The organism is Leptospira sarikeiensis (assembly GCF_004769615.1).
GTDB lineage: Bacteria > Spirochaetota > Leptospiria > Leptospirales > Leptospiraceae > Leptospira_B > Leptospira_B sarikeiensis.
Map to the genome: position 1 here is coordinate 1 of NZ_RQGF01000016.1, position 22,285 is coordinate 22,285.

Below are 22,285 nucleotides of genomic sequence, written 5' to 3' on the forward strand. Positions count from 1 at the left end.
CCACTAAGTTTACGAAATTGACTCCTTTAACGACCCTACCGTCTTTTATATCGAGGCAGGGAATGATCCTTGCGGACGAGTTATGTTTTCTAGATATCACTGCCTCCAGTGATAAAAGAGATATTCTTATTCATTTAGTAGAAGCGGTCGCTGAAAGGATCTTTATTCCTTTTACTGTCGGTGGGGGATTGCGAAATCTGGACGATGTTAAAGCAGTATTGGAGAAGGGAGCGGATAAGGTTTCTATCAATACGGCTGCTTTTCAAAATCCTGATCTTCTGAGAGCCGCAGCGGAGATTTACGGATCACAATGTATTGTCTGTGCTGTGGATGTCAAATTCCATCCGGATCGCCAAAGATACGAAGTCTTCCTACACGGAGGAAGAACAGAAACCGGAAGAGATGCATTGGACTGGGGACAAGAAGCTCAGTCGAGAGGGGCAGGAGAGATCCTACTTACTTCTATGGATAGAGACGGAACTAAAAAAGGTTTCGATATACAGCTTCTGAAATTATTTTCTTCTAATTTAGAAATTCCGATTATTGCAAGTGGTGGAGCCGGAAATCCTGAGCATATGGTAGAAGCGATCCTGAGAGGAAAAGCGGACGCGGTACTTGCCGCATCCATCTTTCATTTTGGCGAGTTTACTATTCGTGAGACAAAGGAGAATATGAAAGAAATGGGAATTAAAGTCAGGCTTTAATTTCGTTCCATTCTCCTTTTAAATTTTAAAGATTATCTATAATTGTTTTAACTTCCGCGAGAACATCATTGAAGTGGGCTTTCACTTTCGTTAAACCTCCTGAGTCTCCAGATTCATTCCTAAAAGACATCTGAGAATGATCCATATCGGAAACAGTATGTGAATCCGCTAAACCGCCGGCCCCGTTTAATAATGCCGAAGGTAGAGAAACAATTCCATCAGAGTTATTGAATATTGGATTTCCATTTGTAATTACTGTGCAAGCAGCTTGATAAGTCGTAGCATGATCTGCGCCGCCACAATCCGTGGGACCCATGTCTCCACCATATACGGTGGTTACACCGTCCTTGCCAGTGTTATTGATCATCTTTTCTAAGAAATAATTATAAGCCTGGTTCGTTCCATCAGTAATGGGAGGAGAAATCGTAGTTGCTGTGGTAAGACCATTTGTATACGCAAGGCCTTGACCACCCGGAGTGTCCGTCATAAATTTTATGATCGTGCCTATGGAGTTTAGGTTTCCTGTATATTGAGGAGACGAGTAGGGAGAACCATAATACGGAGTTCCGAGACTTACTATATGATCGATTACATCCTTAGTATTATTCGGATGTTGGATCGCAGCCCTAGAAACAAGGCCACCCATTGAGTGAGCAACCACGACCACTTTGTCCGAGTTAGAAAAGGCTGCGTTTAAGGAGTCGATAAATCTTCTTCCGTTTACTTCAATATAATCGGAGGTTCTATAAGTAAAAACGTAGATCTCATAAGTGTTATAAACACTAACAGAATAACCGGCCGGAACCCCGGTGGTCTGTGTTGTGAATGCAAGACCTTGGTTCCAAGTGCCGAGTAAGTTTGCTACTTTCTTATTAAAATCAGTAGGAGGATCCGTCTGCCTTTCTGCAAAGTCCCAGCCGTGAATGAACACGATCTTAGCTTTTGAATTATCTCTCTGAAAATATGGGTCTTGAAAATATAGGGGAGATAGACTACCAACTGCCATGTCCGGAAAGGAGGTAGAGAATTTATAAAGAGCGTGATTCTGTTCCGCAAAAAAAGCGGAAATGAGATAATCCTTAATTTTATCGCCAACAGATTCGTTATTAGGGGGCTTAATACGATCTTCAATATAATCGCAATTTGAAAGAGAGAATAAGAACAAGAATAGAACTAAGGTCTGGAAAGACAGAAATCTTTTCATACAAAGAATCTTCTTCGCGTGGAGAATTACCGCAAGCTATAAATAGTTTAGAATGATGCTTTGTAACGGATTGGAAATAAATGTTTGAACTGGATTACCTAGGTCGGTTTTTCAAACGATCTAGAACAATTCCTGTGGCGACCGTCACATTTAAGGAAGAAATATGACCGTGGAGTGGAATGCGAACGGTAAAATCCGATTTTTCCATGAGAATCCTTTTTAGACCTTCTCCTTCATTTCCCATCAGGATCACTAATTCATCCCAAGGAGGGATTTTGGACCAATCCTCGGTTCCTTTATCGGAAGTGGAGACTACCCAGAAATTTCGTTTTTGCAATTTTTCTAATATTTGAGCTAGGTTCCCGACTTTAAAAACATTCAAGTAGGCGAGTGCTCCTGAGGCGACTTTTTCTACCGCTGGAGTGATCCCGGAGGAATCCCTTTCAGGGATCAGTACCGTTTCCACTCCGAAACATTCTGCGGTCCTAAGTATATTTCCCAAATTTCCTGGATCTTGGATCCGATCCAAAACTAAGATCGGTCCTTTACAATTTTCTAAATGAGAATCGAAAGATTTTTTATCTCCGGAATGTAATTGGATGCGAGATGCAAGAACTCCCTGATGATTCACACCAGGATACATTTTATCCAATTTGCTGGGAGAAGCTTCCTTGATCAGTATTTTGCTTCCGAGTTCTTCCAGAAGATCTTCCAGTTCTTTTTTGGCTCCGGAGGTAAGCCAAATTTCTTGGAAAGGAAGTTCTGAACCTTTTTCCAGATGTCTTTCCAGAATTTCTCGGATATTTCTTCTTCCGTAAATATAATCGGGGCGACTCATTTTCTTTTCCAGCGAAGACCTTCTTTAGTGTCTTCTAATATGATCCCGAGCTCGTTTAATGTATCTCTGAGTCTGTCAGCTTCTGCAAAGTTTTTATTTTTACGAGCTTCTTGCCTCTGTCTTACGAGTTCGTCTATATCGGAATCCAGGACTTCTTTCTTTAATTCGAAATGAAGAACTCCCAAAATGGAATCTATCTTATGAAATAGAGATAATCTTTTTAGGATCTCATTTGGTTCGGAAGAGTTTTGGTCCAAGTATTGATTTGAATCTTTTACTAATTCGAATACCGATGCTAAAAATTTAGAGATATTCAGATCGTCTGCGAGGCTTTCTAAAAACTCTTCCCAACCGGAAACGTTTTCTTGGAGCACAAAGTTTTTTTCTAATTTAGTAAGTTCTTCCAATAAACGGTTCACACAATTCTGTATCTTAGAAACAGAACCGGAGGCTTCTTCCAGACGGTCTTTGGTGAAATTCAGTTTACTTCTATAATGTGCGGAAATTAATAAAAAACGAATATTGCGAGGATCTTCTCCTTCCTTTACTAAATCCCTTAAGGTGAAAAAATTCCCTTTGGATTTAGCCATCTTCTCTCCGTTTACAAGAAGATGTTCCGAGTGTAGCCAGTATTTTACGAAGGATTCTTCCGGATAAGCTCCTTCACTTTGAGCGATCTCGTTTTCATGGTGAGGGAAGGTGAGGTCCACGCCACCCGTATGAATATCCACGCCGGTTCCGTATACATCTCGGATCATAGCAGAACATTCCAAATGCCAACCGGGTCTTCCGGAACCGATCTCTGTTTCCCAAGAAGGTTCTCCGTCTTGTTTTGGGAATTTCCAAAGTACGAAGTCTCTTACGTCGTCCTTATCGTATTCGTCCGTATCATAACGAGTTCCGGATTTCATTCCGCTTACGTCTATTTTGGAAAGTTTTCCGTAATTTTTGAATTTGGAAATCGAATAATAAAGACTTCCGTCCTTCTCATAAACGAGTCCGTTCGATCTTAATTTCTGGATCATTTCCACCATGGACGGAATGGAATCTGTAGCTCTAGGATAATGTTCTAATTTTAGAATATTCAGAGAATCTAAATCTTCTTGAAAGGCTTTTACCCAAGGTTCCGTGAATTCTCTAATATTCTTTTCTTGAGCAATGGACTCGCGGATGATCTTATCGTCTATGTCGGTAATATTCATTGTCATATCCGGTTTATAGCCGAAGGACAGTAGAGTCCGTCTAAGTAGATCTACGAATAGGAATGCACGTAAATTTCCAAGATGTGCGAAATTATAAACGGTAGGGCCGCAGGAATAGATCCTTACCTTATCAGGGAATTCCGGGCGAAATACTTCCTTTTCTCCGCTTAAAGAATTATAGAAACGGATCTCTTTCATTCAGGGAACAGGATCTCTTTGGCAAATTCCAAATTCGCCAAATTTTGTTTGTCTCCTGCGACTCCTGCTTCGTTCCCTTCCGTAGGATATACCTGCATTCTTTTGTCGCAGACCAAATGATTGAATAATGCGAAAATAGATTTAGGATGAGAAACCTTATCATCCATTCCGACGGAAACCAGAGTAGGTATCTTGATCTTCTTGGAAAAATTCAAACTATCGAAATAAGAAAGGTTCTTTTTGAATTGGGATTTTTTGGATTTAGAGTTTGCAAGTTGATCTGCAATTTCTTTTCCCCAACTAGTCCCAAGTTTGAGCTGAGTATCGTCGACATGACAAAAATTAGGAGTTTCTAATATAAGAGCTTTAACCCTTGGAGAATTTGCGGCACCGAAAAGCGCCATGGAAGCTCCGATCCCTTTTCCTGCCAGAATGATCTTATCTCCGTCGATCCCGTCAGTGAGTCTTAAAAATTCGATCGTGCGGATCACATCCAAATAGTTTGCTTTAAGGAAGAAGGATTCTTTCGCTTCTAATCCTTTTCTATAATAACCGGGAGTCCAATCCGGATCAGGAAGTTCACCTTCTTTCAAAACAGGGCGAATGAGTTGTGTCCCATGTCCTCTCAGATCCAAGATAAGTTGTGCGATCCCGGCTTCAGTTAGGCCCTTGATGATCTGTGGCCTGTCTTTTGCATAATCGTGGAAGTAAACGAGAACTGGAAGATCTCCTCTTTTTCGAGGGATCACTAAACTTCCGGTAAGAGTCGCGTTTCCATAAGATTGGAAAGAAATATCGTAGATGGTTTCTTTTAGGATCGTTCCCTTGAGAAGTGCCTTTGTCTGATTTTTAACCGGAAAACCTTTTAGTTCCCGGATCGATTCGGCCCAAAAATCGTCCAAATCCGCAGGAGGAGAGAACGGAGGATATGTCTGGAAGCACTCGTCGAAACTGATAGCCATCAGAGATACATCGTTTTCATTTCAACGGGGGTGTAAAGTGATCTTTTGCGGAATACAATGTCTGGAGAAGAAGGACTGAAATCGTCATAGGTCCTACACCACCCGGAACCGGGGTATAATGAGAGGATTTCTCCCAGGCCTTAGAAATTTCGATATCCCCCACGTTTCCTGCGTTATACCCTGCGTCCAATAAAACCGTTCCAGGTTTGATCCAATCCGCCTTGATAAATTCAGGCTTTCCGACTGCACCAACTACGATATCCGCCTGGGCTATGATTTCGGGAAGGTTTTTGGTTTTAGAATGACATAGAGTAACGGTTGCGTTCATTTCCGTGAGAAGCATCGCCATCGGTTTTCCAAGAATTGGAGAACGACCTACAACAACTGCTCTTTTTCCTGCAGGATCAATTCCGTATTCTTTTAGTAAAAGTACCATCCCGTACGGAGTACAAGGAAGGTAGGTTTCCACTCCCATGGATAATTTTCCGAAGGATAATGTAGTAACTCCGTCCACATCCTTATTCAAAGCGATCCGATCGAAAGCGGCTCTTTCGTCGATTTGGGGAGGGGAAGGATGTTGTAGAAGAATTCCATGGGTGTCCGGATCTGCGTTCAGTCGATCTATGACTGAGAGTAATTCCTGGGTGGTTGTGGTTTCAGGCAATTCGATCTTTTCGGAGATCATTCCGACTGCATGACAGGCCTTCACTTTCATATTCACGTAAGTCGCAGAGGCAGGGTCGCTACCCACAAGAATGGTCGCGAGTTTCGGGGGCTTTTTCCCGGAGGCCGTGAGAGATTTGATCTCTTCGGCGATTGTATCTTTTATTTTTTGGGAAAGTTTTTTGCCATCGAGTAAAATCGCAGTCATGGGTTCAGGATTTCGCTTTAGGCCCCGATGTCATCCGAAAATAATCCTTTTCAGTCGGGTAGAATGCGTAAAATAGGATCATGTCCGAAACCTCTACCATAGACCTGAATCAATTGAAAGAACATGTAGGCCAAGAAGTCCGTATCCAGGGTTGGGTTCACGGTATCAGAGGCTCGAATGCCAGACAATTCTTAAGCCTTAGAAATTCAGGAAAGATCTTACAGGTCCTCGCTGAGAAAGAAATTTTAGGAGAAGAAGTTTTTACGGATATCAAACATCTTAAACAGGAAACTTCTGTGGAACTAATCGGTAAAATTGTGGAGAATGAAAAATCCCCGATCGGATACGAACTTGTACTTTCTTCTTACAAAAAGATAGGAGAATCCGAAAATTACCCGATCACTCCCAAAGAACATGGGATCGATTTCTTACTCTCTCAAAGACATCTATGGTTAAGATCCAGTAAACAGCTTGCGATCATCAAAGTGAGAAGCGAACTTTCCTATCAGATCAGAAAATATTTTCATTCGAATCAATTTACTCTAATCGACACTCCGATCCTGACAGGTTCAATCGGAGAATCTGCCGGGACACTATTCTCTACGGAATATTTCGATCTTGGAAACGCATATCTTGCACAAACCGGACAGTTATACCTGGAGACTGCCATCTTCGCTCATAATAAAGTATATTGTTACGGACCTACATTTCGTGCGGAGAAGAGTAAAACCAGAAGGCATTTAACCGAATTCTGGATGGTGGAAGCTGAAACTGCATTTTTAACACATGCAGGAAACTTAAAGTTACAGGAAGATTTCGTAAAAACGGTGATCCGAGAGACTATCTCTGCTTGTGCTCCTGAATTAAAAGTCTTGGAAAGAGATCCTTCTCCATTACTGGATTATATCTCTAAACCATTTGCTCTCATCGATTATAAGGAAGCGTTGGAATACCTACAATCCCAAGGAGAGGATATCGTTTGGGGAGATGATATCAATTCGGAAAGGGAACAGATGCTTTGCCAAAAATTCGGCGGACCTGTATTCATCCAAAAATACCCGAGAGAAGCGAAAGCATTCTATATGAAGGTAAATCCGGAAGATCCAAGAACTGTGCTCAATGCGGACCTAATTGCTCCGGACGGAGTGGGGGAGATCATAGGCGGCTCCGAAAGAGAAGAAAGTTACGAAAACATAGTGAAACGTTTAGAAGAGGAAAAACTTCCTGTAGAATCCTATGAATGGTATCTGGAACTCAGAAAATACGGCTCCGTTCCACATTCCGGATTCGGTCTCGGGACAGAAAGGCTGATCGCCTGGATCTGCGGATTACAACATGTTCGAGAATGTATCCCTTATCCTCGAATGATGGAAAGACTGTACCCTTAAGGACTAATTTCGCACAGAGATCGCAGAGAAGCACAGAGTCTATATCTTGCGTTTTTTGAACTCCGTGAACTCTGTGTTCTCCGTGTGAAACATCTTTATAAGAGCCTAAAAAAATAACGGAAAAATTCTAGAGTTACCGATACCAGAGAGTAGAGGTATCATATGGCTAAAAGTTCCGCCCTTTCCACACAGCTTTCAGTTGAGGAGTCCGCATGGGAACTCTTTGAAACGGGAGCCTATGAAGAGGTATCTAATCTCGCGGAGAAGAACCCTAAAAATGTGTTCTTAAACCATTTGAGAGCGGTCGGTGAATTCGAGACCGATCGAAATACCGCGAATAATTTCCTTTTAGAAGGCAAAACGGCTCTTACTCCTCTTTTGGGAGCTTATCTTCACAGAGCAAAAGGGAATTCTAAAGAAGCCGCTGTCCTATTTCACGAATACTTTAAGGCTTCTTCGAGTCCTGTATCTTATGCAATTTTGACAACTGGGATCAAGGCTTGCGAAGAAGTAGCGGCTTATAAGGCATGCGCAGATCTGATCCAAAGATACAAGGCATTATGGTCGGACGGATATTTCGGTAAGCTTGAATTTTTCTCCTTCTATCATTTGAGAAAATTCGAAGAAGCATTAAAGATCTTTAAAGAACATTCTGAAAGCCTAAAAGAAGATAGAGATGTTCTTGCGGCTCTTGGACTTTGTTTCGTTCATATAGGTAGATTCGAAGAAGCTTGTAATATCCTGGAAAAACTTCCGGGCGCAGGAGAGATCCCTTCTTTCGAAGACAAAGTAGTAGAGTATTCTGACAGAATTAAGAATATTCCGAAATACGAAGCAAGGAAGAAGGAATTAACTCGTAGTGAACTTCTGGATCTAGGATATGCGTATCTGTTCTCTGAATCGTATAAAAAAGCGGAGGAAGTATTTACTTCTCTCGTTTCCCTAGAAGCACGATAACCTTACCTTTCAAAAGAGCCTCCCTGGATTTAGGGGAGGCCAAGATCTTCTCCGCATCCTCATTGGAGATCACAAGATCCGCTCCCAATTTTCCGGAAACACCAAGCGCAGTAGTAAACAATGGTTTCATTCCTGCGACTTCTTCTTTCATCGCATCCTTAGGATTTGCATAATAACGAATGTATCCGTAATTCACAACGGAACTTTTTTTAACGAATAGAGGAGAATAGATCCCGATCCCATCCTCATCTCTTATCTCGGAGAATAAAGCAGGTTCGACTCCAAGATGTCTCGCATCCACGATCAACCCCGTATAAGGATCCGCGGGAGTATGGATCGGATGAGCTTCCGGAAAATTTTCGGAAGAATAAGGGAGAGTGATATGGGAAAGAATTCCTTTTTTACCTTTTAAGGAAAGAATTCCCGTGGCTAATAAACTATTGCCCGCGTATCTTGTTTGGATCTCGATCGGTTCTTTTTCGTAGATTTCTTGGAAAATTTCCCGAAAGGATTCGTCTTGTGCGATCTTTTCTCTAAGTAGAAGATTGGAATCCAATTTAAGATTTTCCATACTTCTATATAAATATTTCTGGATCTCTTCCTTTGCGGTTTCTTTTGCAATGGTCCTTGCTTCTGTCAAATTTTTGGCAGTTCCAACCTTATTATAATCAGGATCATCCGGATGAAAGACCACTTTCGGAAGTTTTACTTCTATCGTCTTACGGATCTCTCCAGATCTCCAGTCTACGATAGTTTCCGTTTTATCCTTGGATTCCCAACCAAAAACGGAAACACTTAGGATCAAAAGAATAGAACCGTATTTAAGTTTCATACTGCTTCTCCTGAGGAGTAATTGGGAAGTTTAGAATATTCTAATTTAAGCTGATTCCATTCCGAGATCCTTTTCGCAGGAGGAAGGGAATTGATCAAATCTGTACCGTAGGATTTAGTCCAAATTCTGGAATCGAGTAAACTTACGATCCCTGTGTCTCTTTCAGAACGGATCAGCCTTCCAAAGCCTTGTTTTAAAACAGTCGTAGCATAAGGCAATTGAAGATCTCTGAAAGGATTTCCACCTTTCTCTTTCAATTTTTCACTTCTTGCCTCTAATACAGGATCATTCGGAGGTTGGAAGGGAAGTTTCGTAAGAATTACGGATCTGAGTTTATCTCCTCTAATATCCACACCCTGCCAGAAGGAAGAAACTCCGAAAAGAACTCCATTCTTCTCAGCAAGAAAACGATTCTTTGCTGCTTCAGGTCCCGATTCTAATTGGGAAATGATAGGTAGATCCGTAAGAGGTCGGATCGTTTCTATGATCTCGTTCAAAGATTTATTGGATGTGAAAAGAACGAATGCCCCACCATTTGTAAGTTCGATCAATTTCAGAATATAACGGGAAAGGTCCGCTGCATTTCTTTCCGCAGATTCTGTTGCGTCCTTTATATCTTTAGGCAAAAACAAAAGAGCATTTTTTTCATAAGGAAAAGGAGAAGCGACTAATTTGGAACGGGAAGGAAGTTTTCCGATCCGATCCGAAAAATAACTCAGGTCTCCCTTATTAGTAGAAAGGGTAGCAGAGGTGAATACCATACTTTCAGTTCTTGGTTCTAAAATTTCTCTTAAGATCGTTTCGGATTCCAAAGGTTGGGTCAGGAGTTTCGGGAACATTTCCTTCGCTTTTTGATTGGGAGGATCCGCCCAATACACTCTCTCTCCTCCGTCCATAGTCCTGAATAGATGTAGACCCTCTGCGATCTGACCGATCCTACCTGCGGACATTTCGATCTCTAATGCGATTTCTTTCTCTTCTAGTTCGTCGCTTTCTTTGGAATATTTTTTTAATTCCAATAGAAGTGTTTCTTGGAGAGAATCGAGCGCTGCTTCCAATTCTCCTCCGTCCATTTTTAAAGGTCTTCTGATCCTTTGGGACCCGTAAAAGTTGAGAGGAAGTTCTCCGATTACCTTATTAAAACAAATAAATAGTTTTTCTCCCGCAAGATTTGCGAGTTCATTCACTTTTACAGAATTGATCCTTGCTCCAAGTCCTGATTTTTTTTGAGAGTTCCAAACTCCTTGTAGGATCTTTTGGATCTCTAAGGAAGATAATTCGATCCGAAACGCATTCCCTAAAACTTCGGGAAAATTATGAGCCTCATCCACTACGATCTTTTTGAAATCAGGTAGAATATTGAAATCGGATGCGATATGGGCCGCGAGTAGAGAATGGTTTACGATCAGAAGATTGGATTTCTGCCACTTGGCTCTTTCTAAAAAATAAAAAGAATGAGAGAAGTTTGGACAACTTCTTCCTAAACAAGAATCCGCTTCTCTTGTGACCTTGGACCAAAAATCCGGAGAGGCATAACCGTCGTATTCCTGTCTTCTTCCCGATTCTGAATTGGAAACCCAATCTTTAAAAGAAGAAAGATGATCCATCATTTCCGGGCCGAAGGTTCCTTGTGTGAGAACATTTCCTAATTTACGCTTACAAACATAATTAGAGGCTCCCATCGCAATTTCTGCCTTCACTTCTTGTCCCAAAATTTGAGAGACTAAAGGAATATCTTTTTTGATGAGCTGGTCTTGGAGAGCCTTTGTCTCGGTAGAGATGACTACTACCTCTTCTCCTTCCAATGCGCTGATCGCTGCCGGGATCAAGTAAGCCAATGATTTTCCTACGCCGGTTCCTGCTTCTACGATCAAATGTTTGGAACTTGCAAACGCGTCTTCTACGCTATTTGCCATTTGGATCTGCCCGGATCTGGATTCGAAATCAGGCCAGAGTTTTGCGAGCTTCTTAAATTGTTCTTCTACTTGGCTCAAAACTCTCACGCTTCCCTGGTTCGGAAAAGTTTTACGATACAATATAAGGATAGAAGGGTCACGAGTCCTAGAGAAACCCACATGATGAGTGTTCCGTCCAGAGTCAAATGAGGAGAAACGGATCCGAAAGCTGTGCTACTCGAAGGAGATTCCTTGTACGGTAAAAAGTTCATAAACAATGCCAGGATCAGTATAAAACTTCCCAAAAAGATTGGTAGTATTTTGTTTTTAGATTTGTCTTTCGCTTCTTCTTTATTCTTCAAACTGATATGAACTAAAAGATAGACTAAGGCAAAAACAGCGAGTATCGCCAAAAATACATAACGAGAAATAAGCGCCTGGAATTTTGCCTCTTCCGGATTTGTTCCTGGGGCCGCATTTGCGATCATCCAATCCACATCCATTTTATTTATATAAGAGCCCAGGTTTTGGTAGAGAAACATCCCGAATACGATCAATAAAAACGCAGGAGTAATGTATTGGATCACCCACCAGAAAAATTTAGGAAGTTGTGCGTGAGAACCCTTATGACCTTCTTCCAATCCTTTTCTGGCACCGATCACCCAACCGAAAATTAGGATCTGCAAGGTAGCAAGAATATAGATCAGAACTGTTCCAACCCAGAAGTCAGCTTGATCCAGCGCATTAAAGTTTTTATTAAAATACAAGATCGGGAAAGAAAGTGCGAATGTGAATACGAATAGAAAGAAACTAGAAGTCCTTCTTTTGATATGAAATGCTTCTTCCAAAAATACGATCACAGGTTGCAACATTGTTACGGAAGAAGTAAGTGCAGCCAAAAATAGAACGAAATACCAGATCGCTCCGAAGAATGCTCCTCCAGGCATTAGTGCAAATACGGAAGGAAGTGCGATAAATCCCATCCCGAATGTCCCGAAAGAAGTCGCGGATACTCCTAAGAATAAAAATGCAACAGGGATAGTGATCATTCCGCCAAAAGCAACTTCCACAAACTCGTTTAAGGAAGCGGCAGAAACGGAAGAAAGGATCACATCGTTTTCTTTTTTTAAGTAGCTAGAGAATACGAGAGCGATCCCGAAACCCGCAGAAAGAGTAAAGAAGATCTGACCCGCAGCAGAGATCCAAACCTTCGCTTCGCCTAATGCCGACCAATTTGGGTTCCACATTTGAGCGAGCCCGAGCTCTATATTATCTAAAGTCAATACACGTACAAGAACGATCACGGAACATATAAGCATAGAAGGGACAGCGATCTTTGCAAAAACTTCGATCCCTTTTGCGATCCCTCTATATACTAATATAAAATTCATCAAAAAGCATGCGAGGGTGGCGTAGAAAATTTTTCCTTGGATTGCGGTACCGTTCTCCTTTGCACCTACTAGAGTATGAAAATGGTTGGAAGAATTTTGGATGAGGCCGTTCAGGTCCCCTGTCGGAGATTGAAGGCTAATTCCTCCGGTCACAAAATCGAATGCGTATGCAAGACACCATGCTTCCACAAAAACATAATACACATAAATCAAGAGAGGGATCGTAACTCCGATCGCTCCGAGCAGTCTAAGAGGAACACCGGAAAGATAGGCGCGAAACAGATTCGGAAAGCTATGCCCTTGTTCTCCACCCATTCTTCCCATCACCCATTCGGTGATACAGACTGGAATTCCTACAAGAATGAAGCTGATGATATAAGGAAGAAGAAAGGCTCCTCCTCCGTTTTGCACTGCTTGTCCCGGAAATCTTAAAAAGTTTCCGAGGCCAATCGCACCGGAGGCGACGGTTAATATAAGTCCTGTACGGGATTTCCAGCTTTCCTTGGGCGGTTCATTTGACATCTAGGGTTGGTCCGACTTTAAGGGATTTCGGACTTACAACCCGTCCGAAAAGGGAATGGACTATAATCCCTATAGGTCCTTACGCCTTGTCAAAACGAATTCCGAATAAGAAATGGAAAAAAACGGGACATAATCTGCTGGAAATTGTCTCTGACTTTCTGGCAGAAATTTTTGGAAAAACATCGGCTTAGTCAGTCTAAGTAGTAACTCGAATACATACAAGATTCGGTACAAAAATGAAGTTAGATAAGATTACTATAAAATTGAATGAGGCTCTTTCCGGAGCCCAAAGTTCCTACGACAAAAATCCCGAGATCCAAGAGGAACATATCATCGCTCAGATCCTTTCTCAAGGAGACGGGTTTGCTCCTCCCTTATTCTCTAAGATAGGACTTAATTTGTCTTTGTTCCTACAAAAGACAGAGGAGTTCATACAAAGACTTCCAAAGGTAGAAGGTCAGGCGGAGAAGGGATTCTCTCGTGCTGCAGTCTCACTTTTACAGTCTTCCGACAAGATCAGAGCGGAATTGAAGGATGAATATCTTTCTACAGACCATGTGCTACTTGGATTTTTGAATAACGGGACTTCTTCTCTTCGCCAAGAATTCCAAAAGCTCGGACTCGATTATTCCAAATTATTAAAAGTTGTATTAGAACTTAGAAAAGGACAACCGATCATGGATGATACTCCTGAAAACAAGGCAGAAGCCTTAAAAAAATATGCCAAAAATCTAAACGAGCTCGCGAAGCTTGGAAAACTGGATCCGGTCATAGGAAGGGACGAGGAGATCAGAAGAACGATCCAAGTACTTTCTCGTAGGACTAAAAATAATCCTGTACTGATCGGGGAGCCAGGTGTAGGTAAGACTGCGATCGTAGAAGGACTCGCAGGAAAGATCATCCAAGGAGAAGTTCCGGAAGGAATTAAGAATAAAACTATCTATGCATTGGATCTAGGAGCGATGATTGCAGGTGCAAAGTATAGAGGAGAATTCGAAGAAAGACTAAAGGCAACTCTAGACGAAGTCAAACATAGTGATGGAAATATCATCTTATTTATAGATGAGATCCATACACTTGTGGGAGCAGGCGCGCAAGAAGGAGCTATGGATGCTTCTAATATGCTCAAGCCTATGCTTGCTCGGGGAGAGCTGCGTTGTATCGGTGCAACCACCTTAAAGGAATACCAAAAGTATATCGAAAAGGATGCAGCTCTTGAAAGAAGGTTTCAACCCGTTTATGTAAAAGAGCCAAGTGTGGAAGAAACAGTTACGATCCTAAGAGGACTTAAGGATAGATACGAACTTCATCATGGGATCAAAATTTTGGATTCTGCGATCGTTGCCGCAGCTAGTTTATCTAATCGTTATATAGCGGATCGATTTTTACCTGATAAAGCAGTGGATCTAATCGACGAGGCAAGTTCCAAGATGAGGATAGAAATGGATTCTATGCCGGAAGAGTTGGATAAGCTGAGTAAGAAGATCCAATCCTTGAAGATAGAGAAGGAAGCTTTAAAAAGAGAAACGGATCCTGCTTCTAAACAAAGAGTGGAAAATATCACCAAAGAACTTTCGGAGCAAGAAGAGCTATTCCGGAACTTGAAGGCTCGTTGGGATCTTGAAAAGTCTAAAATTTCCAAGATCAAAGAGATTAAAGAGGAGACTGATAAGTATAAGGTCCTGGAAGCGGAGGCGGAAAGAAGAGGGGAGATCAACCGAGTCGCCGAAATACGTTATGGAAAACTAATAGAGTTGTCCAAAGAAATGGAAAAAGCAAACGCGGAGCTCAAGAAAATTTCCGGCACAGGAAGACTCTTAAAAGAGGAAGTAGACGAGGAAGATATCGCAAACATAGTCTCTCGTTGGACAGGCATCCCTGTATCCAAAATGCTTCAGGGAGAAAAAGCAAAACTACTTAAGATGGAAGACTCTCTGAAGATCAAGGTCATCGGACAAGATCATGCTTTGGAATTATTGTCCGAGGCAATACGAAGATCCAGGGCAGGGATTGCGGATCCAAATCGGCCTATCGGAACCTTTTTATTCTTAGGACCGACAGGTGTAGGTAAAACTGAAACTGCAAAAGCTCTGTCCGAGTTCTTATTCGATGATGTGAATGCAATGCTTCGAATCGATATGAGCGAATACATGGAGGCACATTCAGTATCCAGGCTGATCGGTGCTCCTCCTGGCTATATAGGACATGATGAGGGTGGACAACTGACAGAAGCAGTTCGTCGTAGACCTTATTCAGTTCTACTGTTTGATGAGGTGGAGAAGGCTCACCCGGAAGTGTTCAATATCTTCCTACAAATTTTGGACGAAGGAAGACTAACTGACTCTAAGGGACGAAATGTGGATTTCAAGAACACAGTTATCATTCTGACCTCGAATATCGGTTCTGACGTTTTAAGTTCTACAGAATATTCGGAAGAAGAAAAAGAAAGAATGGTGGATCAAAGATTGAAACGTCATTTCAAACCTGAATTCCTGAACCGTTTGGACGAAGTGATCTTATTCAAATCAGTAGATGAAACAATGATCGCGAGTATTGCAGAATTACAATTACAGATCATGGTGAAAAAGGCTGCGGAGAATGGACTTGCGGTAAGCTTCACTCCTGGATTGAAAAAACATATCGTGCAAGCGGGTTTCGATCCTGAATACGGAGCAAGACCTTTAAAACGACTGATCCAAAGAGAGATAGGAAACGCTCTGAGTAATTTCATCCTCAAAGGTGAATTTAAAGAAGGGCAGAGTATCGTTCTGGATTATTCGGGCGGTAAGGTCTTCGTAAAATAGTCTGAGAAATAAAAAACCCCGGGAACAACCGGGGTTTTAGGATCAATGCACAGTAAGGGAAAAAGAATGTGCAGTATTACTTTACGGGAGGGAATCCCTCCCGTATTTGAATTTAGAATTCTACTTTATGTAGAAATAATTCCTCTTTTTTCATTTTTAAAACTTTAGAAGCCATGCTCTTAAAGTCTTCAGGCGGCTCTAATAATCCCAATTCCACTTTGGAAAGGAAAGGAGTAGAGACCTTTAATTTTTTGGCCATATCATATTGTTTGATTCCCAATTCTCTGCGCTTTGCCCAAAGTTTATTGGTAAGTCCTTGGCTGAATTCAGGGTAAACTTCTTCTACCGGACTTTCGTTAAATAATTTATCTAATGTCGTTTTCAAATACTTAGCACAAGCTTGTCTGAATTTTTCAGTCGGAGCTTGGCTTCCGGTTTCAATTTTGGAAAGGTAGCTAGGGGATACACCCAAAGCCCTTGCCATATCATATTGCTTGATTCCCCGTTTTTTGCGGAGCATATAGATGTGGTTGTTCATTCTTTTCCCCTTTTTTACCGTTATAAAACGACCTTGCTTTGTCTCAAGAATAAATTTCCACAAGGCTTAATCAGCCTTTAAGTATAGAAATTTTTTCCAAAGTTGGCTTATACTAAAAGAGATGAGTGGAAGAATCAAGCATTTGCAGTTTTTACTTATCAAAAAAAGCCGATAGACTGCTGCTCTTTATAGAACACGGTCAGTAGCCCGAAGTATAGGTTTGTATAACCTTTTCGGACTACTCGTTTTGGGTACTTACTCTCCAAGTGTATTGGAGAGTATAGTGATCAGACTTATATTTTACCCTCTTTCAATCTTCCCGAATCCATAATGAATTGGTAATCGGTTTTCAATTTCTGGGTAAGCTCTCTTACAAAGTTCTGTTTCTTTGCACGGATCAAATCTTCTTTAATCTTTTCACGAACTTCTCCATAAGGGATAGGAGTTCTGTCTTGAGGATTGTTCGGATTTGCTCTTGTATAAGAGAACATTTTAGCTGCTTCGTATTGCTCTCTCATTTCTTGCTCGGAAACGTTTACATCTGTAGGGAGTTCTCTTTTGAAAACCAAAGGTTGAACGATGTATAACTTCATAACGTTGAACATTTCTAAGAATTCTTTGGATTCTAAAGCCTTTTTGATCTCAGGAGAACTGTCTGAAATCTTAAACCAAAGATACTGTTGTCTGAAAAATTGAAGAACGTTTGCCTTATCATCCAGTTTAGAAGAATCTAATCCGCTTTGTTTTGCCAATTGTTCCAATTCAGAAAGTACGTCTTTGTATTTGATCGTCTCTCCTGTTTTGGTGTTGGTCAATAATACGGATTCAGGACCGAATTGGTTCAGGTTCTCTTGAGTAATTACTGCTTTTTCGAAACCTGCATTTTTCACTAATTGTTCTTCTTGTTCGGTAACTGCGCTGTATAAATATCTTTTTTTCATAAAGTCTTCGTATCTTGGTGCGATATCGTCTACTTTAAGATCCAGATAATTTCGTTTTATTTCTGACTTGGCTTGTTCGCTGATCCCTGGAGTTTCAGAATAAGTTTTAGCGAGTGATTTCAGTTTTCCGAATTCTTTAGAGAAGAACTTTCCTACTCTGGATGCATAGATGGTCTCTACACCTTCCACTCTTAGGATCAGGAATTTTTTTCTTTTAGGGATTTTCGGGTCTGAGCCGGGAGGAGCAAGATCTTCTATTTCTTTTAAGATCCACTTTCCTTCGTTCTGAGCGGCTTCTTGGTAGTAGGCAAGATTCGGATCGTTCCCACAATTTAAACATTGCGGTTCTAAAAGTCCACCAACGGCTTTATAAGGATTTTGATCCGTATGATCCGCAACATATTGGTTGATCTCTTTTTTCTTGGAAAGTTTTTGGATCCCTTCGAAAATGCTTTGAGCTCTTTGTCTAGTGATCTCTTCTTCTGTGGGGCTATTAGAGAAAACCGCAATCGCTCTTACGAAAGCGAACTTGAGTTTGCCTTCCTGCTCTAACTTTTCTGCCAAATTTCTTTGTAAGAAAGACGCAGCCATTTGTGGTTTGGAATATTTTAAAAAGACGGCTAATTCATCTTCAGAGACTAATTTTTTCTCGGAATTATACAATGCGATCAATTTGAAAAGGCCGAGTGTTTCCAGAAGTTGTGTTTGCTCTTCTTTTGTAGGATGACCCGGTTCAGGTTTACGTCCGCCCGTATTTAGTTGGTAGAAGTTCCTTAGTTCTTTTCTGGTAATTGTGCCGCCTTTGAAGGAGGCTAAAACATCCGTGTCCGAATTACACTGAAAGAGCAATACGGCCAAGAAAGAGAGTACGATTATTTTTTTGTTCATGTTGTTTTATATAACCTGTTCTTTTCGGATCTCGAAAAGACTAGTATTTATGAATGGTCTTTCGGGCAGGTTGCTGCTTCTTACCTTGGATTTCAACGGATATTTCGCGAGTTAGGCGTTTTTCGTTATCCTGGTATAAACCTTCTGCTGCCCTGGCTCCGGAAGGGTTGCCGGAAGAATTCCAATCAGAAGGAGTTTCTTTCGTTTTTAGAGAAAGCATCTCAATTCTTTGAGAAGACAGTTTATCCATCTCCGATCCGATCGACTCCTTTAAGGATTCGGAATAATCTCTATCCGCTGCAATTCTATCCTTGATTTTGCTTAGTTCAGTCAAGTCCCGATCGATTTCTTCAGTTTTACGTAAGAGATGTGCTACTTTGATTTTCATGAAAAAGATACCGGGATTTATACTTCGCTTCCTGATTCTAGGCCCCATGCTGCTTCTTGCAAGTAGGAAAAAAAGAGTCCTAGACTTAGGATCATTAACTCTTCTCCCGGGCGGGATATACATATAAGGAAAAAGAGGACGGAAAATAAGATCTTACTAAGAGGATCTCCTTTGCCTTTCCAGATCACCCAAAAAATCCCCAAGGACATAAATGTAGATTTGAATAGGGAAGGTTCAGAACCTGAATTTTCCCAGTTGAATAAGATCCAAATTACGCTGATTAGGATACAGCCGGATAATATTAAGATCCGGATACGTTTCGGGATCGAGAAAATTATGAATAATGAAAGTACTGGAAGAAGGAAAGGAGACAATTCTCTTCTGGAAAAGGAAAGAATACAGGCTCCCGCTAAGATCAATACTCCAAGGGTCTCCTTAAACGCCGGGGATCTAGTCCCTAAAAATGAAAATCCCCCGCTTGAGATCATACCCGCTAAACAAATAGAAACAAGATCTAAGATAGATTCAGGAGAAGAGCCATCCCATAAAGAGATCAGACATAGAGATGCCGGAAAAAGTAAGATCCCAAGATTTGTCTTTAGGTTACGGGAGGAATGGAATTGGGAAAACGCGATCGTAAGGCAAAGCACAAGACATCCCGAAAATGGAAACCCGTAGGTTTTGAAAAATAGATAAGCTGAGGTGAAGGTGAGAAAAACCATTTGTATCTATTATGAAATTCCGGTATCTTGACGAATCGAACTGTTATGATCCTGAACGAGATTATTATCTCAACGGAAAAGATAGACAGCGTTCAAGTTCTGAAATTGCAAGGTTCTATCAACTCCTTTACTGAGAAAAAATTCAAGGATGCGCTTTCCGTTGCCGTCCGCCAAGGCCCAGTAATTATGGATATGGAAGACGTTCATTTGGTCTCCTCTACCGGAGTCCAGGCCTTAAAGGAAGTGAGCCAATCCAGCTTTGCCAGTAAGAATAAATTGGTATTAGTGAATATTTCCAAGGCGGTTATAAACGTTTTTAAAATGGCTGGATTAAACGGCTTTTTTTTGATCGCAAATGATGAAGAGGCCGCTCTAAAAATGGCATCTAAACGTTAGGATATAAGCTGGAACTGTAGCGATACTCGGATCGAAGGTTAACTCTCGGAAATAAAAATGAAATCTGAAAAAACTACCTCGTTTAATTATTTTAGAAAGGCTTGGCATCTACTCGGTCTGATCATACCCGCTTTCTATTATTTTGATGTATTCCATAGCCAATTTTTATTAGTATATGCTACGAGGGCGATACTCACTGTTTTACTTCTTATTTGTCTCGCATTACTCGTTCTTTTGGAATGGGCAAGATTTAAGATCCCTGCTGTACAAAATCTTTTTGTAAAATTTGCGGGACCACTTTTGAAAGAAGAAGAGAAATACAGGATCAACGGGACCTTTCCTTATTTCCTTTCGATTACATTGGTCGTTTTCTTTTTTCCTCCGGACATCGCGATCCTTTCTCTTCTATTCTTGGTGATCGGTGATCCTATGGCGGCCTGGGTAGGAACTCATTTTGGCAAAAATCGTTTCTCCAACGGTAAGTCTAAGGAAGGGATCGTTGCGTTCATACTTTCTTCCGCGATCGTGGGGCTTTGGTTTATCTACGTGGTCCAATCCGATACAAGGGAATTCGGGATCTATCGTTTTGCGGAAGCCACATTTTGGCAAAATATACTTTTAGTTTTGCCAGCGGTAATCGCAGCAGCGGTTACTGAGTTGTATAGCGGAACTTATTTGAATGGGATCGTGGATGATAATCTTTTGATCCCTGTGGTTTCTGCCATAGTCCTTGGATTATTTGCGTACTTCATATTAGATCTAAGCATCGATCAGATCTTTTTGGATCCGACCCAAATTTTTGAGATGTATTAGGATCCTATTGTTTTGTTCTTAGATTGCATGCCTTAATTCATCTTGACATGTTAGAAAATTTTTAACATGATCGGTGAAGGGATTTTAAATGACCTTCGCTCAGATTCAGTCTGCATTATCTGCTCATAAAAATGAAATTATAGCATTAGGTGTGGAAGAGTTATATTTATTCGGGTCTGTGCTCAGAGAAGAGAATAATCTGAATAGCGATGTGGATATTTTGGTCAAGTTTAGGTCCGGTAAAAAGAATTTTGATAATTTTATGGATCTATACTTTCAGTTAGAAGAAATCCTGAATACGAAGGTAGATCTTCTGACTGAGGACTCTATTTCTGACGAGTTTAAAAATTCTATCATGGCAGAGGTTTTACATCTTTGAAACATGATTTAAACTATCTTTCACATATCAAAAGCGAAATTGAATTTCTAAAAAGCAAATCAAAAGATCTAACGTCTGCGACCTTCCTTCAGGACGAAGTGGTCAAACGTGCATTTGTTAGGAGTATAGAAATTATAGGAGAGGCAGCCGGGAAAGTTTCCGATCGATTCAAAAACAAATATCCCGAAGTAGAATGGAGGAAATTATCAGCTACGCGTAATCATTTGATCCATGGGTATTTTGTGGTGGATTATGATATTGTTTGGGATTTAGTTGTTTCCAAAATCCCAATTTTAGATTCGCAACTTACTAAAATATTAGAAACTGAAAAGACTTTATTCGATTGATCCTTAAATCATTTCTCCGCTGGAAGCACATGATATACAAAATCGATCTTTGTTTTTGTACTTCCCTTGATCCCTTTTGCTGACCAAGAAAATTCTAAATCTGTCGGAAATAAGGAAGTTTCATAAGGATATTGTCCCAAACGATTTTCCTTTTTTTGTTTTTCCTTCACAATCGATCCAAGATAATTGAAAGAACCGATCCAATCTTCTCCGATCTCGAAACCTTCCATTTTACCCTTAACCCCTGCGAATTCATACATAGCAAAATAGGTTTCTTTAATATGTTTTCTTTCTTCAGGACTCATCTTTCTGTTCATTCTTAAAATGAAGCCTGGAGTTTCCCTGGCATGAAAATAAAGATAGTTTCCTAACTCTTCCCAAGTATTCGGTTTTTTGGCATTCGGAATCTCCACAGAATATTTTTTATTCAATGGAGAAGGTTCCCTGCAAACTCCATCTCTCGTGAAATAATCGCAGAGTTCCACTTGGCTTACAGAAAGAGCAGCCGGCTCGCAGGAGAAGAGTAGAAATAAGAAGAAAGGATATAGTTTAACGTTTTTCCAAAGAGCTAACATAAGATTCTCGCAGATTCGTAAAAAAGTAAATCACTTCAGGATGTTTGAAAAATTCGGAGGAGGGAGCTTGTGGGATCCATTTTTGTCCCTGATAAGTATATATGATTTCCGCAAATACTCCGTGGAACATATATATTCTATGCAAATCTTCTTCAGTAGAAGCAAGAACAAGATTATAGGGAGTAAGATAACCCGGAAGAATTCGAATGGATTCATCCGATTTTCGTAAACTAGTTTGGAACTTCCCACATTGGGTTTGTAGGCTCGGTAATTCCTCTCGCGAGATCCTTCTTTTTAGGGATAAGATCCGAGTGAATCTTCCGATAGGAGAATCTAAAAAATTCTCGAATTGATGGGTCCATTTTGGAAGAGGTTTGGATTCGTATAAGGTCTGGGAGAAAGAATCTTCCGCTTTTTTTTTCAAACGATAGTATGCTTCTTCGTTTTCATAGGAAACTACAATGAAGAAGGAAGCGGGAAGTGGCTTCTTTAGTTTGGAAGGGCTGGTTTTGGAGTTCACGCGTGAGCCA

At 40.8% G+C, this 22,285-nt stretch carries 22 protein-coding genes and 1 pseudogene; 8 read left to right on the forward strand and 15 right to left on the reverse strand.

All coding sequences use genetic code 11. The features are described from left to right. The coding region (locus EHQ64_RS08425; RefSeq protein WP_246048657.1) for a HisA/HisF-related TIM barrel protein at window positions 1–97 on the reverse strand (97 nt) is incomplete at its 3' end. Between EHQ64_RS08425 and hisF the strand changes: the two are divergent. After that, window positions 69–704 (forward strand): annotated as a pseudogene (gene hisF / locus EHQ64_RS08430) (imidazole glycerol phosphate synthase subunit HisF); the annotation flags it as partial. The gene EHQ64_RS08425 and the pseudogene hisF sit on opposite strands and share 29 nt — an antisense overlap. 25 nt (window positions 705–729) lie before the next feature. Here hisF and EHQ64_RS08435 read toward each other — a convergent pair. The 5 genes from EHQ64_RS08435 to folD all read right to left on the reverse strand — a co-directional run bounded on the left by EHQ64_RS08435 (window position 730) and on the right by folD (window position 5,979). Next, window positions 730–1,908, reverse strand: a complete 1,179-nt coding sequence (locus tag EHQ64_RS08435) for an alpha/beta hydrolase (protein WP_135649052.1) — start codon at window positions 1,906–1,908, stop codon at window positions 730–732. 94 nt (window positions 1,909–2,002) lie between these two features. Then, window positions 2,003–2,746: a 23S rRNA (guanosine(2251)-2'-O)-methyltransferase RlmB gene (gene rlmB, locus EHQ64_RS08440; RefSeq protein WP_135649053.1), complete on the reverse strand. Its 744-nt coding sequence runs from the start codon at window positions 2,744–2,746 to the stop codon at window positions 2,003–2,005. Continuing rightward, complete coding sequence (cysS, locus tag EHQ64_RS08445; protein WP_135649054.1) at window positions 2,743–4,146, reverse strand: cysteine--tRNA ligase; 1,404 nt, start codon at window positions 4,144–4,146, stop codon at window positions 2,743–2,745. Before cysS ends, rlmB begins: the two co-directional genes overlap by 4 nt. Next, window positions 4,143–5,108, reverse strand: coding sequence for an acetylxylan esterase (locus tag EHQ64_RS08450; protein WP_135649055.1), 966 nt, complete (start codon window positions 5,106–5,108; stop codon window positions 4,143–4,145). The genes cysS and EHQ64_RS08450 overlap by 4 nt, the downstream gene beginning before the upstream one ends. A gap of 16 nt (window positions 5,109–5,124) precedes the next feature. Then, window positions 5,125–5,979: a bifunctional methylenetetrahydrofolate dehydrogenase/methenyltetrahydrofolate cyclohydrolase FolD gene (gene folD, locus EHQ64_RS08455; protein ID WP_135649056.1), complete on the reverse strand. Its 855-nt coding sequence runs from the start codon at window positions 5,977–5,979 to the stop codon at window positions 5,125–5,127. A gap of 80 nt (window positions 5,980–6,059) precedes the next feature. Here folD and asnS point away from each other — a divergent pair, with 80 nt between their 5' ends. Both asnS and EHQ64_RS08465 read left to right on the forward strand, forming a co-directional pair. Next, the gene (asnS, locus tag EHQ64_RS08460; protein WP_135649057.1) at window positions 6,060–7,367 is read left to right on the forward strand and encodes an asparagine--tRNA ligase; all 1,308 of its coding nucleotides are present in this window, start codon (window positions 6,060–6,062) and stop codon (window positions 7,365–7,367) included. Between the two features lie 162 nt (window positions 7,368–7,529). Next, a complete protein-coding gene (locus tag EHQ64_RS08465; RefSeq protein WP_135649058.1) occupies window positions 7,530–8,324 on the forward strand; it encodes a tetratricopeptide repeat protein in 795 nt (264 codons plus the stop codon). On the opposite strand, the gene EHQ64_RS08470 is transcribed toward EHQ64_RS08465, so the two are convergent. Genes EHQ64_RS08470 through EHQ64_RS08480 form a run of 3 tightly spaced genes read right to left on the reverse strand, consistent with a single transcriptional unit; the run spans window position 8,293 to window position 12,964 of the window. Next, on the reverse strand, window positions 8,293–9,156 hold the full coding sequence (locus EHQ64_RS08470) for a hypothetical protein (protein ID WP_135649059.1): 864 nt from the start codon (window positions 9,154–9,156) through the stop codon (window positions 8,293–8,295). The genes EHQ64_RS08465 and EHQ64_RS08470 overlap by 32 nt on opposite strands. Beyond that, window positions 9,153–11,150: an ATP-dependent DNA helicase gene (locus EHQ64_RS08475; protein WP_135649060.1), complete on the reverse strand. Its 1,998-nt coding sequence runs from the start codon at window positions 11,148–11,150 to the stop codon at window positions 9,153–9,155. The genes EHQ64_RS08470 and EHQ64_RS08475 overlap by 4 nt, the downstream gene beginning before the upstream one ends. Before the next feature lie 5 nt (window positions 11,151–11,155). Further along, window positions 11,156–12,964, reverse strand: coding sequence for a sodium-dependent transporter (locus EHQ64_RS08480; RefSeq protein ID WP_135649061.1), 1,809 nt, complete (start codon window positions 12,962–12,964; stop codon window positions 11,156–11,158). Between the two features lie 236 nt (window positions 12,965–13,200). Here EHQ64_RS08480 and clpB point away from each other — a divergent pair, with 236 nt between their 5' ends. Next, window positions 13,201–15,768, forward strand: a complete 2,568-nt coding sequence (gene clpB / locus EHQ64_RS08485) for an ATP-dependent chaperone ClpB (RefSeq protein WP_135649062.1) — start codon at window positions 13,201–13,203, stop codon at window positions 15,766–15,768. Between the two features lie 112 nt (window positions 15,769–15,880). Here the strand turns inward: clpB and EHQ64_RS08490 are convergent, their stop codons facing one another. From EHQ64_RS08490 to EHQ64_RS08505, 4 genes are all read right to left on the reverse strand, one after another. Then, window positions 15,881–16,288, reverse strand: a complete 408-nt coding sequence (locus tag EHQ64_RS08490; protein WP_010515694.1) for a helix-turn-helix domain-containing protein — start codon at window positions 16,286–16,288, stop codon at window positions 15,881–15,883. Between the two features lie 311 nt (window positions 16,289–16,599). Next, on the reverse strand, window positions 16,600–18,135 hold the full coding sequence (locus EHQ64_RS08495) for an LIC12015 family putative lipoprotein (protein ID WP_135649063.1): 1,536 nt from the start codon (window positions 18,133–18,135) through the stop codon (window positions 16,600–16,602). 40 nt (window positions 18,136–18,175) lie between these two features. After that, a complete protein-coding gene (locus EHQ64_RS08500) occupies window positions 18,176–18,523 on the reverse strand; it encodes a hypothetical protein (RefSeq protein ID WP_135649064.1) in 348 nt (115 codons plus the stop codon). Window positions 18,524–18,540: 17 nt separating this feature from the next. Further along, window positions 18,541–19,245, reverse strand: a complete 705-nt coding sequence (locus EHQ64_RS08505; protein ID WP_135649065.1) for a hypothetical protein — start codon at window positions 19,243–19,245, stop codon at window positions 18,541–18,543. A 45-nt stretch (window positions 19,246–19,290) separates the two neighbouring features. On the opposite strand from EHQ64_RS08505, the gene EHQ64_RS08510 reads away from it, so the two are divergent. From EHQ64_RS08510 to EHQ64_RS08525, 4 genes are all read left to right on the forward strand, one after another. Continuing rightward, entirely contained in the window at window positions 19,291–19,641 is a 351-nt protein-coding gene (locus EHQ64_RS08510) for an STAS domain-containing protein (RefSeq protein WP_135649066.1), read from the forward strand. A gap of 57 nt (window positions 19,642–19,698) precedes the next feature. Next, complete coding sequence (locus EHQ64_RS08515; RefSeq protein ID WP_135649067.1) at window positions 19,699–20,454, forward strand: diacylglycerol/polyprenol kinase family protein; 756 nt, start codon at window positions 19,699–19,701, stop codon at window positions 20,452–20,454. An 88-nt stretch (window positions 20,455–20,542) separates the two neighbouring features. Next, on the forward strand, window positions 20,543–20,833 hold the full coding sequence (locus EHQ64_RS08520) for a nucleotidyltransferase family protein (RefSeq protein ID WP_135649068.1): 291 nt from the start codon (window positions 20,543–20,545) through the stop codon (window positions 20,831–20,833). Then, on the forward strand, window positions 20,830–21,180 hold the full coding sequence (locus EHQ64_RS08525; protein WP_135649069.1) for a HepT-like ribonuclease domain-containing protein: 351 nt from the start codon (window positions 20,830–20,832) through the stop codon (window positions 21,178–21,180). The genes EHQ64_RS08520 and EHQ64_RS08525 overlap by 4 nt, the downstream gene beginning before the upstream one ends. An 8-nt stretch (window positions 21,181–21,188) precedes the next feature. Here EHQ64_RS08525 and lcpA read toward each other — a convergent pair whose 3' ends face one another. Both lcpA and EHQ64_RS08535 read right to left on the reverse strand, forming a co-directional pair. After that, window positions 21,189–21,755, reverse strand: coding sequence for a complement regulator-acquiring protein LcpA (gene lcpA, locus EHQ64_RS08530; protein WP_135649070.1), 567 nt, complete (start codon window positions 21,753–21,755; stop codon window positions 21,189–21,191). Next, complete coding sequence (locus tag EHQ64_RS08535) at window positions 21,730–22,275, reverse strand: DUF4416 family protein (protein ID WP_135649071.1); 546 nt, start codon at window positions 22,273–22,275, stop codon at window positions 21,730–21,732. Before EHQ64_RS08535 ends, lcpA begins: the two co-directional genes overlap by 26 nt. Between the last annotated feature and the right edge of the window lie 10 nt (window positions 22,276–22,285).

What these genes read in the sequence shown, in the direction of transcription:
- EHQ64_RS08465 (WP_135649058.1), top strand. Translation starts at nt 7,530, where the DNA reads ATGGCTAAAAGTTCCGCCCTTTCCACACAGCTTTCAGTTGAGGAGTCC.
- EHQ64_RS08470 (WP_135649059.1), bottom strand. Translation starts at nt 9,156, where the DNA reads ATGAAACTTAAATACGGTTCTATTCTTTTGATCCTAAGTGTTTCCGTT.
- EHQ64_RS08515 (WP_135649067.1), top strand. Translation starts at nt 19,699, where the DNA reads ATGAAATCTGAAAAAACTACCTCGTTTAATTATTTTAGAAAGGCTTGG.
- EHQ64_RS08505 (WP_135649065.1), bottom strand. Translation starts at nt 19,245, where the DNA reads ATGGTTTTTCTCACCTTCACCTCAGCTTATCTATTTTTCAAAACCTAC.
- EHQ64_RS08490 (WP_010515694.1), bottom strand. Translation starts at nt 16,288, where the DNA reads ATGCTCCGCAAAAAACGGGGAATCAAGCAATATGATATGGCAAGGGCT.
- EHQ64_RS08510 (WP_135649066.1), top strand. Translation starts at nt 19,291, where the DNA reads ATGATCCTGAACGAGATTATTATCTCAACGGAAAAGATAGACAGCGTT.
- rlmB (WP_135649053.1), bottom strand. Translation starts at nt 2,746, where the DNA reads ATGAGTCGCCCCGATTATATTTACGGAAGAAGAAATATCCGAGAAATT.
- EHQ64_RS08500 (WP_135649064.1), bottom strand. Translation starts at nt 18,523, where the DNA reads ATGAAAATCAAAGTAGCACATCTCTTACGTAAAACTGAAGAAATCGAT.
- EHQ64_RS08495 (WP_135649063.1), bottom strand. Translation starts at nt 18,135, where the DNA reads ATGAACAAAAAAATAATCGTACTCTCTTTCTTGGCCGTATTGCTCTTT.
- EHQ64_RS08435 (WP_135649052.1), bottom strand. Translation starts at nt 1,908, where the DNA reads ATGAAAAGATTTCTGTCTTTCCAGACCTTAGTTCTATTCTTGTTCTTA.
- EHQ64_RS08480 (WP_135649061.1), bottom strand. Translation starts at nt 12,964, where the DNA reads ATGTCAAATGAACCGCCCAAGGAAAGCTGGAAATCCCGTACAGGACTT.
- folD (WP_135649056.1), bottom strand. Translation starts at nt 5,979, where the DNA reads ATGACTGCGATTTTACTCGATGGCAAAAAACTTTCCCAAAAAATAAAA.
- EHQ64_RS08450 (WP_135649055.1), bottom strand. Translation starts at nt 5,108, where the DNA reads ATGGCTATCAGTTTCGACGAGTGCTTCCAGACATATCCTCCGTTCTCT.
- cysS (WP_135649054.1), bottom strand. Translation starts at nt 4,146, where the DNA reads ATGAAAGAGATCCGTTTCTATAATTCTTTAAGCGGAGAAAAGGAAGTA.
- asnS (WP_135649057.1), top strand. Translation starts at nt 6,060, where the DNA reads ATGTCCGAAACCTCTACCATAGACCTGAATCAATTGAAAGAACATGTA.
- lcpA (WP_135649070.1), bottom strand. Translation starts at nt 21,755, where the DNA reads ATGTTAGCTCTTTGGAAAAACGTTAAACTATATCCTTTCTTCTTATTT.
- EHQ64_RS08520 (WP_135649068.1), top strand. Translation starts at nt 20,543, where the DNA reads ATGACCTTCGCTCAGATTCAGTCTGCATTATCTGCTCATAAAAATGAA.
- clpB (WP_135649062.1), top strand. Translation starts at nt 13,201, where the DNA reads ATGAAGTTAGATAAGATTACTATAAAATTGAATGAGGCTCTTTCCGGA.